This window comes from Microbulbifer maximicatervae (SeqCode) (genome assembly GCF_052467385.1).
Genome location: NZ_CP174311.1, coordinates 5,137,600 through 5,153,748, shown reverse-complemented (window position 1 = coordinate 5,153,748; position 16,149 = coordinate 5,137,600). Strand labels below are relative to the sequence as shown.

The window sequence follows — 16,149 nt, the reverse complement described above, 5'->3', positions numbered from 1 at the left end:
ACAGCCGTTACACTTTTTCGCCGCGGGCGCGCAGCTCAGTCAGCACAGCGTCGATACCTTTCTTATCGATAACGCGCATGCCTTTCGCGGAAACACGCAGCTTCACAAAACGCTTCTCGGATTCAACCCAGAAACGGTGGCTGTGCAGGTTCGGCACAAAGCGACGCTTGGTGCGGTTCTTAGCGTGGGATACATTGTTTCCGGTGACCGGACGCTTACCGGTTACCTGACATACCTTGGACATCTGTTGGCCTCTTCAAAACGCTTGTGCCCGCATGGCGCCAATCCTGAAGAGGAAAAGGTAGTGCGGGAACATAAAAATCGGGATTCTAATCCGGTTCCTGGATGGCGGCGGAACCTGTGCAGAATCTGGCCCGGCCGCAAAGAGCGGCGTTTTATACCAAAAGAGCCCGTAGGGAGCAAGTTTTGTACAACATTTCAACGCCGGGAACGACACCTTTACATCAATCCCTGCTCTGCAAAGGATAGCGCCTTGCCCTCACCGACGATCAAATGGTCCAGAACCTTGATATCCACCAGCTCTAGTGCCTGGGTCAAACGCTCGGTAATCCAGATATCTGCCTGGCTGGGCTCACTGACACCAGACGGGTGGTTGTGCGCCAAAATAACCGCCGCAGCTCCCTTCAACAGCGCTTGCTGTACTACTTCGCGCGGGTAGACATTCGCTGCATTCAGAGTCCCCTCGAACAGCTCCTCAAAAGCGATCACCCGGTGTTGATTATCCAGGTAGAGGCAGCAGAACACTTCCCTGCGCCGGTGCCTGAGCTGGATTGCCAGGTAATCCCTGACCGCCCCGGGACTGCACAGTGCGCTGCCGTGCTGTATCGTCTCCGCCAAGTGCCGCTTGGCCATTTCCAGCGCCGCTTGCAACTGTGCAAACTTGGCGTCGCCGAGCCCTCGCGCGCGGCAAAAGTCATCTCGCTCGGCCTCTAATAGAGGGCGCAAGCCACCAAAATCATTGAGAAGTCTCCTGGCCACATCCACTGCTGAGAGGCCGGGTAGCCCCACGCGCAGAAAAATTGCCAACAACTCTGCATCCGACAGGGCTTCAGCCCCTCTCTCCAACAGCTTTTCCCGAGGCCTCTCACCTGCCGGCCAGTCCTTTATTTTCATTTGTAGCCCAGTTAGTCAGTGTCTTATCTATCGCACATCTACTGAACACCTCTTCCACGCTGCACCTTTGTAGCACTACTGCAGTCTTATAAGAAACGACACAGAAATGCTAATCTTACCGGCTCGCACCAAATCGGAAACAGCATTTATGTCCTCTCTGGCCGACAAACGCATACTTTTAGGTATCAGCGGTGGAATTGCCGCCTATAAGAGTGCCGACCTGGTTCGCCGGCTCAAAGAGCGCGGTGCCGATGTCCGAGTGGTAATGAGCGCCGGAGCACAGGAGTTTGTACAGCCACTGACCTTTCAGGCGCTATCCGCTAACCCGGTGCATACAGACTTGTTGGATCCCTCGGCAGAAGCCGCTATGGGTCATATCGAACTGGCGAAATGGGCTGATCTTATCCTGATTGCTCCAGCCAGTGCCCAGGTAATGGCAAAGTTGGCTGCCGGTATGGCTGATGACCTCTTAACCACCCTTTGTTTGGCCAGCGAAGCCCCCCTGGCCCTGGCACCAGCCATGAACCAAGCCATGTGGCGCCACGCAGCTACCTCAGCCAATGCTCAGACCCTAAAGGAGCGCGGAGTCATATTCTGGGGCCCAGGCGCGGGTAGCCAGGCCTGTGGCGACGTGGGCCCCGGCCGTATGCTGGAACCAGAAAACCTGGCGGAACACACTGAATCCCTTTTTCACACAAGCCACTCACTGCAGGGCCGCAAAGTAGTAATCACTGCCGGCCCTACCAGGGAAGCCATTGACCCAGTGAGATTCCTCAGCAACCACAGCTCTGGAAAAATGGGCTTCGCCCTGGCTGCGGCGGCGCAGAGTGCCGGTGCCGAAGTGACGTTGATTGCCGGCCCCGTAAATTTGGATACGCCGCCAAAGGTCAATCGTATCGATGTTATCAGCGCCCAGGATATGTATGAGGCCGCCAAAAGTGCCGCCGATCACTGCGATATCTTTATCAGTGCAGCAGCCGTTGCTGATTTCCGGCCGGCCCAAGTCGCTGAGCAGAAAATCAAAAAGAAAGACGGGCAAGATGATGATGCAATTGCCCTCATCAAAAATCCCGATATTGTTGCAGCCATAGCCACGCGTACTGAGCTACGGCCTTTCACTATCGGGTTCGCCGCAGAGACAGAACAGGTTCTCGCCCACGCCCAGAGCAAACTGCAGCGGAAAAACCTCGATATGATCATTGCCAACGATGTGAGCCAATCGGATTCGGGATTTAACAGCGATCACAACGCTGTCACTGTGATAGATGCGGATGGTCAGAGCCGACTGGCTCCCGCATTAAAGACCGACCTAGCCCGACAGCTCATTGAACTCATCGCCTCCAAGGCTCAGTGACAACATTTACGCTCAAATCAGGGATATCTGTGGGCTCCAACAACAAAAAGAAACCAGGCGGTACCATGCAGAAAGGGTTATTTTTACCGTTATTATTAGTAGTTGTCGCTTGGCTGGGCGGTGCCTATCTGTTAATCCAGTATCTTGTAATACCCCACAATTACTCGCAGATTGAGCTAGCCGCCAAGCAAAAAACTGCCGAACTAGCTGAAGTCGTGCAGTCTTACGTCGCAGACTATTCGAAGCGCCTGCAGGCCCTTGGATCAAGGAAGCTCCCTGCAGCAACACTGATTGAATCTACCAAATTACCTGAGCAGGTATCCCTCCAGGCCTTTTCTTCCGAACAGGTTCGAGTGGGCTCAGGGCAAAATCCCTCCCTGAACTTTGCCTTGGTCGATCTGTTAAAGCGCAGTCAGGAAACACCTGAGCAACCGATGGAAGTACTGCGTACAGGTGTGGAAAATAGCTGGCAACTTCATAGTGTTATCAACCTGGAAAATGAACAACTACTGGCTACCCAACCCTTTTCCGTGCTGGAAAACATTTTAAAAAGTCTGGGCGGTGGTCATGGACAAGTTCAGTTAATGCAGAAGTTTCCCGATGCCCACCGACAAACTCTGTGGCGCGCAGGCACAGGAAAAGGCCACAACACTATAGAGCAACTTGAGGACAGCTATTTAAGCCTCCACTTCAGTCCCTCCGAAACCTTTGTCGAACAGCACAGTCTGCCCACATCCTGGATTTACATCGGAGCCGGCATTGGAATATTGGTGAGCCTATTCGCCCTACTGAAATTCCTACCTCGCGATTCGAGAGCCCCATGGGAAAGAAGTAAGGATGCTAGTGGCAGCGAGCTTAATAAGGCGCACCCACAAGCCTCTGATGGAGGAACTACACAGGCTTCCAATACAGATTTTCTGCCGCAGAGCCTGGCCTCAGCACCCAGTATCTCGAACTCTGATTCGGAGAACTCAGAAAGCGAAGAAAAAGAAAATAGTTCAAAGGACTTGCCAGAAAGTGACGATGACAAGCCCGAGCTGCCTCTGACCTCTGAGTATCCCCAGCATGTTTTCCGCGCCTACGATATCCGTGGAATCGCCGGGCAGGAAATCAACGAACCTTTTGCCTATCAACTAGGTAGAGCGCTCGGCACCCTGGCACAGCACGCTGGAGAACATCTCTTACTAGTTGGCCGAGATGGACGCAATAGCAGTGAGACACTTAGCCAGTGCCTGATTGAGGGAATTCTAGATAGTGGCTGCAACTCTATTAATCTCGGCCTGATTCCATCACCACTTCTCTATTACGCTTGTGCGAAAGGAAAAAATACCAGTAGTGGGGTCATTGTTACCGCAAGCCACAACCCTGCGGAATACAACGGCTTTAAGATCGTACTGAAAGGTCGCGCCCTGGCGGAAGACAAACTGCAAGGGCTCTACCAGTTGATGAAAAAAGGCCCATTCAAAAGTGGGGAAGGCGCCAATCGGGAGCAAGAAATCACCGATAAATATATCGATGAAGTTTTCAATAATGTCGCCCTCGCCGGGCAACCGCACTTGGTTATCGATGCTGGCAATGGCGCCACCTCTAACCTGGCTCCCCGCCTCTTTGAGCAGCTCGGCTGTGCAGTAACACCGATCTATTGTGAGGTGGATGGCAACTTCCCCAATCACGCACCGGACCCCTCCAGACCAGAAAACCTCGAAGCCTTGACTGAAAAGGTTCTGGCTACAGGAGCAGATTTGGGCGTGGCCCTGGATGGTGATGGTGATCGTGTTACCCTGATTTCAAGCAGCGGCCGTATCGCTTGGGCAGACCAACTGGTTATGTTGCTGGCAAGGGATATCCTTGCGCGCAATCCGGGAGAAAATATTGTCTTCGACGTTAAGAGCAGTCGCAGTTTATCCCAGCTAATCAGCCAGTATGGGGGCCGCCCCATTATGTGGAAGACCGGACACTCGCCCATGAAAGCCAAGATGTTGGAGACCAAAGCCATTTTGGGCGGCGAGCTTTCCGGACACATCTTTATTAAGGACCGCTGGTTTGGTTTCGACGATGGTATCTACGCTGCTGCGCGGGTACTAGAAATTATGGCACTGCGCGAACAAAGTCTTGATGAACTCCTCGACACCTTGCCGAAAATGCACAGCACCCCTGAGATCCTGCTACCAGTAGAGGAAACTGAGAAGTTTTCACTGATAGACCAGCTGCGCGATAAGGGGAATTTTGGCAATGCCGATATCAATACTATCGACGGCCTGCGTATAGAGTTTCCCGATGGCTGGGGGCTTGTACGTGCCTCCAATACCACTAGCGCACTAACCCTGCGCTTTGAGGCTGAAAATGAACAGGCCCTGGAGCGCATCCGTACTGAGGTGATGGGACAGCTCAGAAAGATTGCTCCCGCAATTACTGTACCCGACTGGCAGCTGCTCGATTAAGATAAAACGGCGGAATAGACTGCGCCGCCATCGGGCCACTGCCCCTATTGCTTAGAAAACAATCCACCACATTTGCTTTAAATCGTTGGCGACTCAAGTCAGGCCCCCAAACCTGATTCCCTTTCGCCCTGTGTAAGGAACTGCCCATGTCCCTAGATCTAAACTCTGCGCTGAAAAGTGCCCAGGTCCTCAATGAAGCACTGCCCTATATCCAGCGCTTTACAGGCAAAACTATTGTGGTCAAGTTCGGTGGCAACGCCATGGTGGATGAGCAACTACAAAACAGTTTCGCGCGAGACATTATCCTGATGAAGCTGGTAGGTATGAACCCAGTGGTAGTGCACGGTGGCGGACCTCAAATCGGGCAGCTGCTAAACAAGCTCAGTATTGAGTCCCGATTCGTAGACGGAATGAGAGTCACCGATAGCGAAACCATGGATGTTGTAGAGATGGTGTTAGGGGGCACCGTCAACAAACAGATCGTCAATTTGATTAACAAAAATGGGGGCCGCGCGGTAGGTATCACCGGTAAAGACGGATTGCTGGTTAAAGCGCGAAAGTTGACCCGAAAAAATGAGAGTGCGGGACTACATGCCTCTGAAATCATTGATATCGGCCAGGTAGGGGAAGTCGAGAAAGTTAATATTGATGTGATCAATATGCTGGTTCACAGCGACTTTATCCCGGTTATCGCGCCGATCGGAGTCGACGGCAATGGGGTTTCATACAATATTAATGCCGATCTCGTCGCTGGAAAAATCGCCGAGGAATTGAAAGCAGAAAAGCTGATGTTACTCACCAACGTCGCCGGTCTGCAGGATAAGGAGGGGGAGGTTCTCACCGGACTGACTACCAATGAAGTAGAGAGCTTAATTCAGGATGGCACCATCTATGGCGGCATGCTGCCAAAAATCACCTGCGCTCTGGACGCTGTTCAGGATGGGGTAAATTCCGCTCACATCATCGACGGCCGTGTGCCCCACGCCATATTGCTCGAAATATTTACAGATCGAGGCGTGGGTACCCTGATTACCAACATCGAAGCGCAAACTGTGGACCACTAGCCCCTTGGCAATTGAAGACAGCCCGGCGAATCGGTAGGATTCCGCCGCCGTCAAAATAAGACGACAAGAGCAAAACTAAATTCCGCCCCCCAAGCGGACCAAAGGCAGTCAATGAGCAGCGAAAAAATCAATCGGCGTCAACAAATCCTGGAAGCCCTAGCACATATGCTGGAAGTCAGTCCCGGCGCACGTATTACAACAGCAGCACTGGCCAAGGAAGTTGGTTTCTCTGAAGCCGCGCTATATCGTCACTTCCCCAGTAAATCCAAGATGTTTGAAGGGCTGATCGAATTTATTGAGGAGACCATTTTCAGCCGTATCGCAATGATCCTGCAGGAGGAGCCCTCGGCTCTCAATCGCTGCCAGAAAATTCTGCAGCTCCTGCTAGCTTTCTGTGAGCGAAACCCTGGAATCACTCGCCTGCTCACAGGCGACGCGCTTACCGGTGAAACTGAAAGGCTGCATGGACGAATCCTGCAGTTATTTGATCGACTGGAAACCCAAATTAGACAGATCTTGCGCGAAGCCGAGTTGCGCGAACACCTGCGCCCAACTCTTCCTCTCGGTGGTGCTGCCAACCTGCTTTTGGCGAGCGCGGAGGGGCGTATCGTCCAATACGTGCGCAGCGGTTTTAAGCGTAAGCCTACAGAGTACTGGGCAGAACAGTGGCCCGTATTAACGGCTGGTTTCTTCCGTGAGACAGTGGCTGCAGCCAGATAACCATTTCCTCATGAGGGCTGTTTAGCGGTAGCCCTCCGAAATTATTCAGGCATTGAGAAATTAGCTAGCTCTCAGCATTAAGTTCGGTATAGCGGGCTACCGCCTTATCAAAATCAACCCCTATGGTATCCGCTTCAGCCGCACGCCGGCTGAGGCGCTCCTCAAGCACTTCCATTTCTTTTTGTAGATCTGCAATTCTCTGCAACAATTCGGGAGCCACCTCACGGCCGCCCCGCTGCGTGCGCGCAGCAGAGGCTTCTTCCTGGGCAATTTGCCGGCGTAGACTGCTGATATTTGACCGCATGATAGCCATATCCTGCTCTACGACAGCCAACTTGCGCGACCGAGCACTCTCAATATCCGCAATACTGTTATAGCGCTTGAGCAACTTACGATCCGCCTCACGCTGGGCCTCCAACTTAAGCTGGGCCTGGTACTCTTCAGGACTGAGCTGCGGTGCGATTACTTCAACTACACGACCGGTAAGAGTGAGAATCTCATATCCATTTGGAACAAATTCCGGTGGAATAACATCGTTGATCACCAGGACTCCCTGGTGATCAGTGTATCGATACAAAACCCGGCTATTGTTGCCATAAGCCTCTACAGCCAACATCAAAAGGGTGCTGACCAATAGAGGTACTAAAGGGGCGACTCGCATCGCTCTTCTCTCTAAATTAACCGGCCCACGGCTAGGGGGGACAAAATTTATTGACCCGCGACACCGTAGCGCTGCCGGTAGTCCACAATTTTCTGCAGAGTATCGCTGTCATTCGACTCCTGCTCGAGAAAGCTGATCACATCGTCTAACTGCACGATGCCGACCACAGGAATATTGTACTGTCTCTCAACTTGCTGGATAGCGGAGAATTCACAATCTTCGTTAGCCTTTTCCTGGCGGTTGAGACCAATCACAACTCCCGCTGCTTCTGCGCCATGAGATTCGATAATTTGCATCACTTCGCGCACGGCTGTGCCCGCAGTAATAACATCATCGATAATCAAAACCTTGCCATTAAGCGGCGCACCCACTAAGGTTCCGCCTTCACCGTGATCCTTGGCTTCTTTTCGGTTGTAACAGAAAGGCTTATCGATCCCCTTTTGGGCTAGAGCCACAGCAGTCACCGCACCCAGCGGGATACCTTTGTAGGCCGGTCCAAAAATGACATCGAACTCCACTCCCGAAGCGATTATCGCCTCGGCATAGGCCTGCCCCAGCGCTGCCAGTGCAGCACCGGTGTGGAAACGGCCGGCATTGAAAAAGTAGGGGCTTTGACGGCCCGACTTCAATGTGAAGTCGCCGAAACACAAAACCTGATGATCCAGGGCAAGTTGGATAAAATCGCGCTGATATTGCTGCATGGAAAATTGTTAACTATTGGCTAAGGTGAAGGGAGACCTCCCCGTAGCATTCCCGGGGGTAGGCATGCATATAATGTTTCTAATGATACACAGTCCGCTGGTAAGGGGCTAATAATGCGAATAGTAAGCTTGTCGGTAGACGGCGTTCATCAGGCCGCCCAACGCGGTCTCTACGATTGGTTGGCGGAGCAGGACGCAGATATTATCTGCCTTCAGGACCTGCGCTCTCTCGAGCCTGAATTGGACCACCCAATATTTCACCCCGACGGTTATTACAGTTACTTTTTCGACTCGGGAACCCCCCACGAAAATGGTGTGGCTATCTACACCCGAAGCCAGCCCAAAGCCATCATATTCGGCATGGGCTTCGCCAATGGTGAGGATATGTACGGCCGCTATCTACAGGCGGATTTCGAGCGACTGAGTGTTGGCTCCCTACTCGCGCCAGTCGCCTCAGATGAGACGTCGTTAGAGAAAAAAGTCCAATTCTTTGAGGACATGCAGGCGCACTTGCTAAAAATAAGCCGCAAACGCCGCGACTTTATTTTCTGTGGTAACTGGGGCATGGCTCACCGTCGTGCAGACGTACAGAATTGGCAGGATCACCAGGATTCTCCCGGCTTTATGCGTCACGAACAGCGCTGGCTGGACCAACTGTTTAATGATGTTGGTTATGTCGATGCTTTTCGCCGTGTAGTAAAAGATACCGACGAATTTAGCTGGTGGCCCAGCGGTACTGTCGGAGAAGGAGATGGCTGGCGTACTGATATGCAGATCGTTTCTCACGGTCTGAAAAATCGCATTGAGTACGGTGCAATCAATAAGAATGTGAAATTCTCCAGCCACTTACCGGTCATCATGGACTACGAAATCGAAGTCTGAATCGCACGGAGTTCCGGCCCCTTCCCTTTTGGGAGAGGGCCGGATACAAACCAAGGGGCGGCAGCTTTACTCGTCCAGCGCCCGCTTTTGCAGAGCGATCAACTCATCGATACCCGCCTTGCCCAACCCCAGCATCTGAGCGAACTGCTTTTCGGTAAATGGCTCACCCTCTGCAGTGCCTTGAACCTCGATCATGCCGCCATCTTCGGCCATCACCAAATTCATATCGGTATCCGCTGAACTGTCTTCCGGGTAATCCAGGTCCAGTAACGGCTCCCCCTCATAAATTCCCACCGATACCGCCGCTACCATATTCTTAAGCGGATCTTCGGCAATGATTTTTTCCCTCTGCATATGACGCAGGGCGTCAACCAGTGCCACACAAGCACCTGTGATTGCTGCGGTTCGGGTACCGCCATCGGCCTGGATAACATCGCAATCGACGGTGATTTGATTCTCACCTAGCTTCTCCAGGTCTACCGCTGCCCGCAGTGAGCGCCCGATCAAGCGCTGAATTTCCACGGTGCGGCCACTCTGCTTGCCCTTGGCCGCTTCCCTGGGCATACGGGAGCCTGTGGAGCGTGGCAGCATGCCGTACTCTGCAGTAATCCAACCGCTGCCCTGGCCGCGTAAAAACCTTGGGACTTCACTGGAGAGAGAGGCATTACACAAAACCTTGGTATCACCAAACTCCACCAACACAGACCCCTCCGCATGACGGGTATAGTTGCGGGTAATTTTTACCGGGCGCAATTGCGCAGGGGCGCGGCCACTGGGACGCTGCATAGTCCACCTCAAATATTGAATGAAAGCCCCGCATTATATACCCCAGCATGGCGATCCAAACGCTGTGTTATTATGCCGGGCCGATTAATACGCCTGTAGGGGATCAGCTATGGCCAGTCAACGGGAACAGAACAAAGTGCGCAGCATGACAGCCTTTGGACGCGCCGAGGCCAATTACGCAAGCGGCACTGCTATCTGGGAACTGCGCTCGGTCAACCATCGCTACCTGGAACCACATTTCCGTTTACCCGAAGCGGCTCGCTCCCTGGAAACACAACTGCGCGATACGCTGCGTAAGACGCTGTCCCGCGGCAAAGTTGAATTAACCTTGAGCCTGAAGACCAATAGCGCCGAAGACACTGGGCTGGAAATCAACCAACCCCTCGCCCAGGCGCTGATTCATGCGGCAAAACAGGTAGCGGATGGCGAGGATATTCAACCACTCAATCCCTTGCAAATTCTCCAGTGGCCCGGTGTTATCAGTGAACCGGAAGCGGATACCGATCAACAGTCGGCAACGATATTGGTGGCTTTTCGCGAGGCACTGGGACAGCTGCGCGCAAACCGTGAACGCGAAGGCGCTGAGCTAGCCAAGTTTATTGAGGCCCGACTCAAGGGAATCGAAGAGCAGGTGGCCAAAGTTCGAGAACTGCTTCCCCAAATCCTTGAGGCACAGCGAGACAAGCTGCGCAGCCGCCTGGAAGAGTTGCAAGTGGAGCTGGACAAGGACCGGCTCGAGCAGGAGATCGTCCTGTTGGCCCAGAAGGCTGATGTGGATGAAGAGCTCGACCGCCTCAGTGCGCACACTTCTGAAACACGTCGGGTTTTAGCCGGCGGTGGATCAATCGGCCGGCGGCTGGATTTCCTGATGCAGGAGTTTAATCGCGAAGCCAACACCCTCTCCTCAAAGTCTGTGGTTACCGACACAACCCAGGCTGCGGTAGAGCTCAAAGTATTGATCGAGCAGATGCGCGAGCAAGTACAAAACATCGAATAACCCTCTGGGGCATTCTCACCGAGACTGCGGATGCCCCTCTGCCACCAGACAGAGGGATTTATGATAGCTCACCCTTTAAGGAGTATTTATGCAACAAAACCTGAAGTGGGTCGGCGCTATTTTTTTAGTGCTTGCTGCAATTGAGATTATTAATATTCTGAGCGGCCGATCGCTTAATTACTTTGGTATTGTTCCCCTCTCAATCAAGCACCTCCCCCATATCTTTTCTGCACCATTACTGCATGGAAATAGCTGGCACTTCTTCTCGAATATATTCACCCTATGCATCTTCAGTTTCTTAGTGCTGCAGTACGGGGTAAAAACTTACCTGAAAGTGACCCTGTTCGTTGTGATCACCACCGGACTGGCCGTTTGGCTTTTTGGAGGCAGGGGTAGTAATCACTTAGGGGCTAGCTCAGTAATCTACGGCTACTTTGGCTTTTTGCTTCTTGCGGGATTTATCAGCAGGAAATTTAGCCGTTTATTAATATCTATTGGGGTAGCCGTTCTTTATGGAGGGCTTATTTTCGGTGTCTTGCCACGGGGTGGTTTTATCTCCTGGGAGTCCCACCTATTTGGATTTATCTTTGGGTTGCTGGCTGCAAAGCTGTGGGCCAAAGTTCCCAGTTATAGCAAGGCCAGATAAACACAAGTCCTAACACCAACCTTTCAACCTCAAGCCCCAGTAGTAGCCAGCAAAGGTTTTCATTACTGGGGTACCCTCAGGAAACAGGCCCCAAAGCCAAGCTACGTAAATGCTACGTGCACGTCACTAAGAAGCGTATAGCGATTCATCTTTTCTACGCACGATAATTCTTTTATCTGAAAATATTCGCTTATTAACCAATTTCCCCCTGTGAACCCCTCCACATCTCTCCCGTAGATAAATTCTCACTATCAGATTTTTTTCCCAAAACTTATAAATTTGTCGCCAAAAGCCACACAAAATTAAAGGCTTAAGCTGAGGATAATAATTTCACGAACGTTATAAAGAAGTACCATTTTGAAACTTTGGTACCAATTTTGGTCAAACTGACTTACCGACTGTGAGAAAGACAGTTTCTAGGCCTATCCGTTAAGCAAATTTATTTTGTTAGTGCGGAGTTTTTCAGGAGTCTCCGGCCTATCGGAATACTGATAGCCGGATTTAAAATATCTCGGAGATATAACAATAATGAAATCATCATTGAAAAGTCTTTTGCAAAAGACGACTCTGGCGAGTGCGTTTTCGTTACTGTGTGCTACCCCTTTCGCTACTCACGCAGCGGACGCGGAAAAAACACTGCTAACCGACCGCATCATCGTAAAGTACAAGGAGAGCGCTAAAGTTGGGAGGGCGGCCACCATGGCCACAGAGACGGTCGAAAAAGCTTCCCGTCGCGCCGGCCACAAGATGCGCCACCTCCGCCGTATGGCCACTGGCGCTCAGGTAATGCGCCTGGAAGGCCGTAAAAGTAGAGCTGAAGTAAATGCGATCATCGATCGCCTGAAACAGGATCCGGATGTGGAATACGCAGAGCCGGACCTGATTATGAAAGCGATGGCCGAGCCCAATGACCCGAGCTATCTCAGCCAGTGGCATTACTACGAGTCCACCGGCGGCTTGAACCTGCCCTCAGCTTGGGACGTTACCCAGGGCGATGGCGTAGTGGTTGCCGTACTCGATACCGGTTATCTCCCCCACGCCGATCTGGTAGACAATATCCTACCAGGCTACGATATGATTTCTGACACTTTCGTCTCCGTAGATGGAGATGGACGTGATGACGATCCCACTGACCCAGGGGATTGGTATACAGATAAAGCCTGCGGTGACGACCCGAGCATCCCCTCCGAGAGCGACAGCAGCTGGCACGGCACCCATGTAGCCGGCACCATTGCCGGGGTTACTAACAACAACATGGGTATCGCCGGTGTAGCCTATGATGCGAAGATAGTGCCCGTTCGTGTGCTTGGACGCTGTGGTGGCTATACCTCTGATATTGCCGACGGCATTATCTGGGGTGCCGGTGGTTCTGTCAGCGGATTACCAAGCAACCAAAACCCAGCCCAAGTATTGAACCTGAGCCTCGGCGGTGGCGGTAGCTGTGACACTACCACGCAAAGCGCTATCGACACTGCGCGCAGCCTCGGCGCTACCGTGGTTGTCGCCGCTGGTAACAGTGGTGCCAACGCAAGCCAATACTCGCCTGCCAGCTGTGATGGGGTTATTACCGTTGCGGCAACTGACCGTACCGGCGGCCGCTCTTATTACTCCAACTATGGCAATGTGGTTGATGTCGCTGCACCCGGTGGCGCACAGAGCTTCGCAAACGATTCCGACGGTATCCTTTCCACCTACAACAACGGCTCTACCGATGCGGGCAGCGATAGCTACTATTACAGCCAGGGCACCAGTATGGCAGCCCCCCATGTCGCCGGCGCAGCAGCGCTGATTTATTCGGTTAACCCCGACGTTACTCCGGATGAAGTTGAATCGATCCTCACCAGCACTGCTCGCAGCTTCCCCTCTTCTTGCAACAACTGCGGCTCCGGTATTGTGGACGCGGCAGCAGCTGTAGCTATGGCGAGCGGCGACGATAGTGGTAATGGCGACGACGACGATGACGACAGTGGCAGCAATGGTTCAGGTTGGACAGAAACTAACCTTTCTGGCAGCCAGGGCAGCTGGAATGACTTCACCATTGATGTTGAGTCTGGGACTTCCACCCTTACTATAGAGATGTCCGGTGGCTCCGGCGAAGTTGATCTCTACGTGCGCCACGGTAACTATCCTACCCTGCGTCGATATGACTGTCGTCCATACCTCTGGGGTAACGAGGAGAGCTGCACCATTAGCAACCCGGATTCCGGCACCTGGTACATCAGTGTCTATGGGTATGAATCCTACAGCGGTGTGACTTTGGAAGCGGAAGCTAGCGAGTAAATAGCGACCCGTTCAGAGTAAAAAAAGACCGGCATTTGCCGGTCTTTCTATTTATAAACTCCAAAGAAAATCCTTTCACGAAGAAAACCATGATTAAACATCGAAAGTCGCACCTAGCCGTGGTACCAATTCGACGTATCGCATGCTCTTGCCAATCTTTTGGTTAGTGCCAATCAGGCACCACTTTTGTAAACCTGAAAGTTAATTACGTCAAAATCCCTTCAGCGAATACTGACTGATTTCAGAATCCATACATCACTGGCATATGCGGCCCAGTAGCCGTGTGGCAGAGTTCAATAGATACGCTATCTAATAATAAAAATATGGGGTTTCTGTGGACCTGCTTACTTTCTCTATTCCATTTTTTCTGACCGCCATGCTTATGGAGTTCGCCCTAGATCGCTGGAAAGGCTGGGGGCTCTACAGGCTGAATGACACTATTGGCAATCTCAGCACGGGGATTCTCAATCGTATTATCGGGCTTACCTATAAAAGCTTATTCCTCGTTATCTATATCCCGCTGTTTACGTTGCTACAACCCTACTATCAATGGGTTGGTTTCAACTGGTCTATCGACAATGTCTGGCACCTGGCCCTGGCGGTTCTCGCATACGACTTCTGCTACTACTGGAAGCACCGTATCTGTCACGAGGTAAACATCTTTTGGGCAGAACACCTGGTGCACCACCAGAGTGAGGACTACAACCTGAGCACAGCATTGCGCCAGTCTTCGGGGGGGCTACAGCTGGATTGGATATTTTATCTACCGCTTCTATTGATTGGTTTGCCGGCAGAAATTGTTATTGTCGCCGGCGCAATTGATCTTATTTACCAGTTTTGGGTTCACACACAAAAAATACCCAAGATCCGCTGGTTGGAGTGGTTTGTCATTACCCCCTCGAATCACCGGGTACACCACGCCCAGAACGCTGTCTACGTAGATAAAAACTACGGCGGAATATTAATACTTTGGGATCGCTTATTTGGCACCTACCAGCAGGAACTCGAAACTGAGCCCTGTCTTTACGGTGTGCGTAAGCCCCTGAATACCTTTGATCCTGTAGCAGCCAATTTACAACACTTAAAGCGCATGGCAATTGATGCCTGGCATACGAAAAGCTGGTGGGACAAGTGCACTCTTTGGTTACGCCCCACAGGCTACAGACCCGCAGATGTAGAAAAATCCATGCCAGTAGCCTCTACCGATCTGACAAACTTTAAACGTTTCAACCCTGAAATTAGCCCTGGTTTGCGCAACTACGCATTCGCACAACACCTCTGTTATACCGCCACAACCTTATCTCTCCTCTGGTTCACCAGCGTATTGAGTTTCTGGCAACTTATGGGCTCGGTTATTGCCTTGATTATTTGCCTGGCAATTAATGGAAGGATACTGGATGGTCATCCTATTTCAGGGCGCCTCGAAACTTTGAGACTCGCAGCACTCATCTGCGCTATTCCGCTACTAAACAATACATATGTACCACTCTTCATATCCTACTTGCTCGCAAGCTCTTTGGTATGGTGGTGGTTGGCAACCCGGCGCAAAGAGGATAGAGTCACTTTCGTTAGCGATTAACAACAGGGAGATCCCCTTAATCACAGGTGGTTGGCGGTGATTGAGAAACTCCCGCGAGGCTATCCCGGCCGGGCCCAGGCGCGCAGGTGGTAACGCGCCCTGAATCTCCCAACAGATACCCCCACCCCGGTCGGGGGCTAGCCTTGTCCCTTCATGACACTCTTTCATCTCCAGACGCAAGCTTCGGTTATAATGGGCTCTTTGCTCGCGAACAGGATCAGTTGTGCAAACAGGAACCCTCTACACCGTCTCCGCTCCCTCCGGTGCAGGAAAAACCAGCTTGGTCAAAGCGCTGGTAGACAGCGACAGCCAGGTTACCGTATCGGTTTCCCATACCACTCGTGCCATGCGCCCAGGCGAAACTCACGGCGTTGACTATCACTTTGTCGAGCGAGAAGAATTTTTGGCAATGTTGGAGCGCGATGCTTTTTTTGAGCACGCCCAAGTTTATGGCGATAATTATTACGGCACCGCCAAAGCTGAGATCGAAGAGACTCTTGCCAGTGGTCGCGATGTAATCCTGGAAATCGATTGGCAGGGGGCCGAACAGGTTCGTCGCCTGCGCCCTGATGCAGTGGGTATTTTTATTTTGCCTCCGTCCCAGGAAGCCCTGCGTGAGCGCCTCACCGGACGCGGTCAGGACGATCAAGCGGTCATTGATCGCCGTATGGACCAGGCCATCGACGAAATGACCCATTATGTCGCCGCAGATTACCTGGTAATCAACGATAACTTCGAGCAAGCGTTAACAGAGCTGCGTGCCATTATCGTTGCCCAGCGACAGCGCTTAGAGCTGCAGCAACTGCGCCACGGCGATCTACTTCAGGCACTGTTGCGCCACTGAACCAATTGATCGAATTGCATACATTTCCCGGTCCGGTAAAATAGCCGGTCCCCTGTACAG

15 protein-coding genes are annotated in these 16,149 nt (G+C 52.1%); 10 read left to right on the top strand and 5 right to left on the bottom strand.

Going from position 1 to position 16,149, the window contains the following annotated elements; genetic code table 11:
* Window positions 1–7 precede the first annotated feature (7 nt).
* Both rpmB and radC read right to left on the bottom strand, forming a co-directional pair.
* On the bottom strand, window positions 8–244 hold the full coding sequence (rpmB, locus tag ACJJIR_RS22105; RefSeq protein WP_020413982.1) for a 50S ribosomal protein L28: 237 nt from the start codon (window positions 242–244) through the stop codon (window positions 8–10).
* A 215-nt stretch (window positions 245–459) separates the two neighbouring features.
* Entirely contained in the window at window positions 460–1,134 is a 675-nt protein-coding gene (gene radC, locus ACJJIR_RS22100; RefSeq protein ID WP_444906851.1) for a RadC family protein, read from the bottom strand.
* Between the two features lie 148 nt (window positions 1,135–1,282).
* Here radC and coaBC point away from each other — a divergent pair, with 148 nt between their 5' ends.
* The 4 genes from coaBC (at window position 1,283) to slmA (ending at window position 6,713) form a co-directional block, all read left to right on the top strand.
* On the top strand, window positions 1,283–2,488 hold the full coding sequence (coaBC, locus tag ACJJIR_RS22095) for a bifunctional phosphopantothenoylcysteine decarboxylase/phosphopantothenate--cysteine ligase CoaBC (protein WP_413665903.1): 1,206 nt from the start codon (window positions 1,283–1,285) through the stop codon (window positions 2,486–2,488).
* 65 nt (window positions 2,489–2,553) lie between these two features.
* The gene (locus tag ACJJIR_RS22090) at window positions 2,554–4,929 is read left to right on the top strand and encodes a phosphomannomutase/phosphoglucomutase (protein WP_444906850.1); all 2,376 of its coding nucleotides are present in this window, start codon (window positions 2,554–2,556) and stop codon (window positions 4,927–4,929) included.
* A 146-nt stretch (window positions 4,930–5,075) separates the two neighbouring features.
* A complete protein-coding gene (gene argB, locus ACJJIR_RS22085) occupies window positions 5,076–5,993 on the top strand; it encodes an acetylglutamate kinase (protein ID WP_413663820.1) in 918 nt (305 codons plus the stop codon).
* Window positions 5,994–6,104: 111 nt separating this feature from the next.
* On the top strand, window positions 6,105–6,713 hold the full coding sequence (slmA, locus tag ACJJIR_RS22080) for a nucleoid occlusion factor SlmA (RefSeq protein WP_108735025.1): 609 nt from the start codon (window positions 6,105–6,107) through the stop codon (window positions 6,711–6,713).
* 64 nt (window positions 6,714–6,777) lie between these two features.
* On the opposite strand, the gene ACJJIR_RS22075 is transcribed toward slmA, so the two are convergent.
* Both ACJJIR_RS22075 and pyrE read right to left on the bottom strand, forming a co-directional pair.
* Window positions 6,778–7,374 carry a hypothetical protein gene (locus ACJJIR_RS22075; protein ID WP_444906849.1) on the bottom strand — a complete coding sequence of 199 codons (597 nt, stop codon included), beginning with the start codon at window positions 7,372–7,374 and terminating at the stop codon, window positions 6,778–6,780.
* Between the two features lie 47 nt (window positions 7,375–7,421).
* Window positions 7,422–8,075, bottom strand: coding sequence for an orotate phosphoribosyltransferase (gene pyrE, locus ACJJIR_RS22070; RefSeq protein WP_444895660.1), 654 nt, complete (start codon window positions 8,073–8,075; stop codon window positions 7,422–7,424).
* 114 nt (window positions 8,076–8,189) lie between these two features.
* Between pyrE and ACJJIR_RS22065 the strand changes: the two genes are divergently transcribed.
* On the top strand, window positions 8,190–8,957 hold the full coding sequence (locus ACJJIR_RS22065) for an exodeoxyribonuclease III (protein WP_413663823.1): 768 nt from the start codon (window positions 8,190–8,192) through the stop codon (window positions 8,955–8,957).
* Window positions 8,958–9,023: 66 nt separating this feature from the next.
* On the opposite strand, the gene rph is transcribed toward ACJJIR_RS22065, so the two are convergent.
* Entirely contained in the window at window positions 9,024–9,743 is a 720-nt protein-coding gene (rph, locus tag ACJJIR_RS22060; RefSeq protein ID WP_413663824.1) for a ribonuclease PH, read from the bottom strand.
* A 109-nt stretch (window positions 9,744–9,852) separates the two neighbouring features.
* On the opposite strand from rph, the gene ACJJIR_RS22055 reads away from it, so the two are divergent.
* From ACJJIR_RS22055 to gmk, 5 genes are all read left to right on the top strand, one after another.
* Complete coding sequence (locus tag ACJJIR_RS22055) at window positions 9,853–10,740, top strand: YicC/YloC family endoribonuclease (protein WP_444906848.1); 888 nt, start codon at window positions 9,853–9,855, stop codon at window positions 10,738–10,740.
* Window positions 10,741–10,828: 88 nt separating this feature from the next.
* A complete protein-coding gene (locus tag ACJJIR_RS22050) occupies window positions 10,829–11,386 on the top strand; it encodes a rhomboid family intramembrane serine protease (protein WP_444906847.1) in 558 nt (185 codons plus the stop codon).
* 528 nt (window positions 11,387–11,914) lie between these two features.
* Complete coding sequence (locus ACJJIR_RS22045) at window positions 11,915–13,666, top strand: S8 family peptidase (RefSeq protein ID WP_444906846.1); 1,752 nt, start codon at window positions 11,915–11,917, stop codon at window positions 13,664–13,666.
* Between the two features lie 334 nt (window positions 13,667–14,000).
* Window positions 14,001–15,245 carry a sterol desaturase family protein gene (locus ACJJIR_RS22040; protein ID WP_444906845.1) on the top strand — a complete coding sequence of 415 codons (1,245 nt, stop codon included), beginning with the start codon at window positions 14,001–14,003 and terminating at the stop codon, window positions 15,243–15,245.
* Between the two features lie 223 nt (window positions 15,246–15,468).
* A complete protein-coding gene (gene gmk / locus ACJJIR_RS22035; protein ID WP_444906844.1) occupies window positions 15,469–16,089 on the top strand; it encodes a guanylate kinase in 621 nt (206 codons plus the stop codon).
* Window positions 16,090–16,149: the final 60 nt, after the last annotated feature.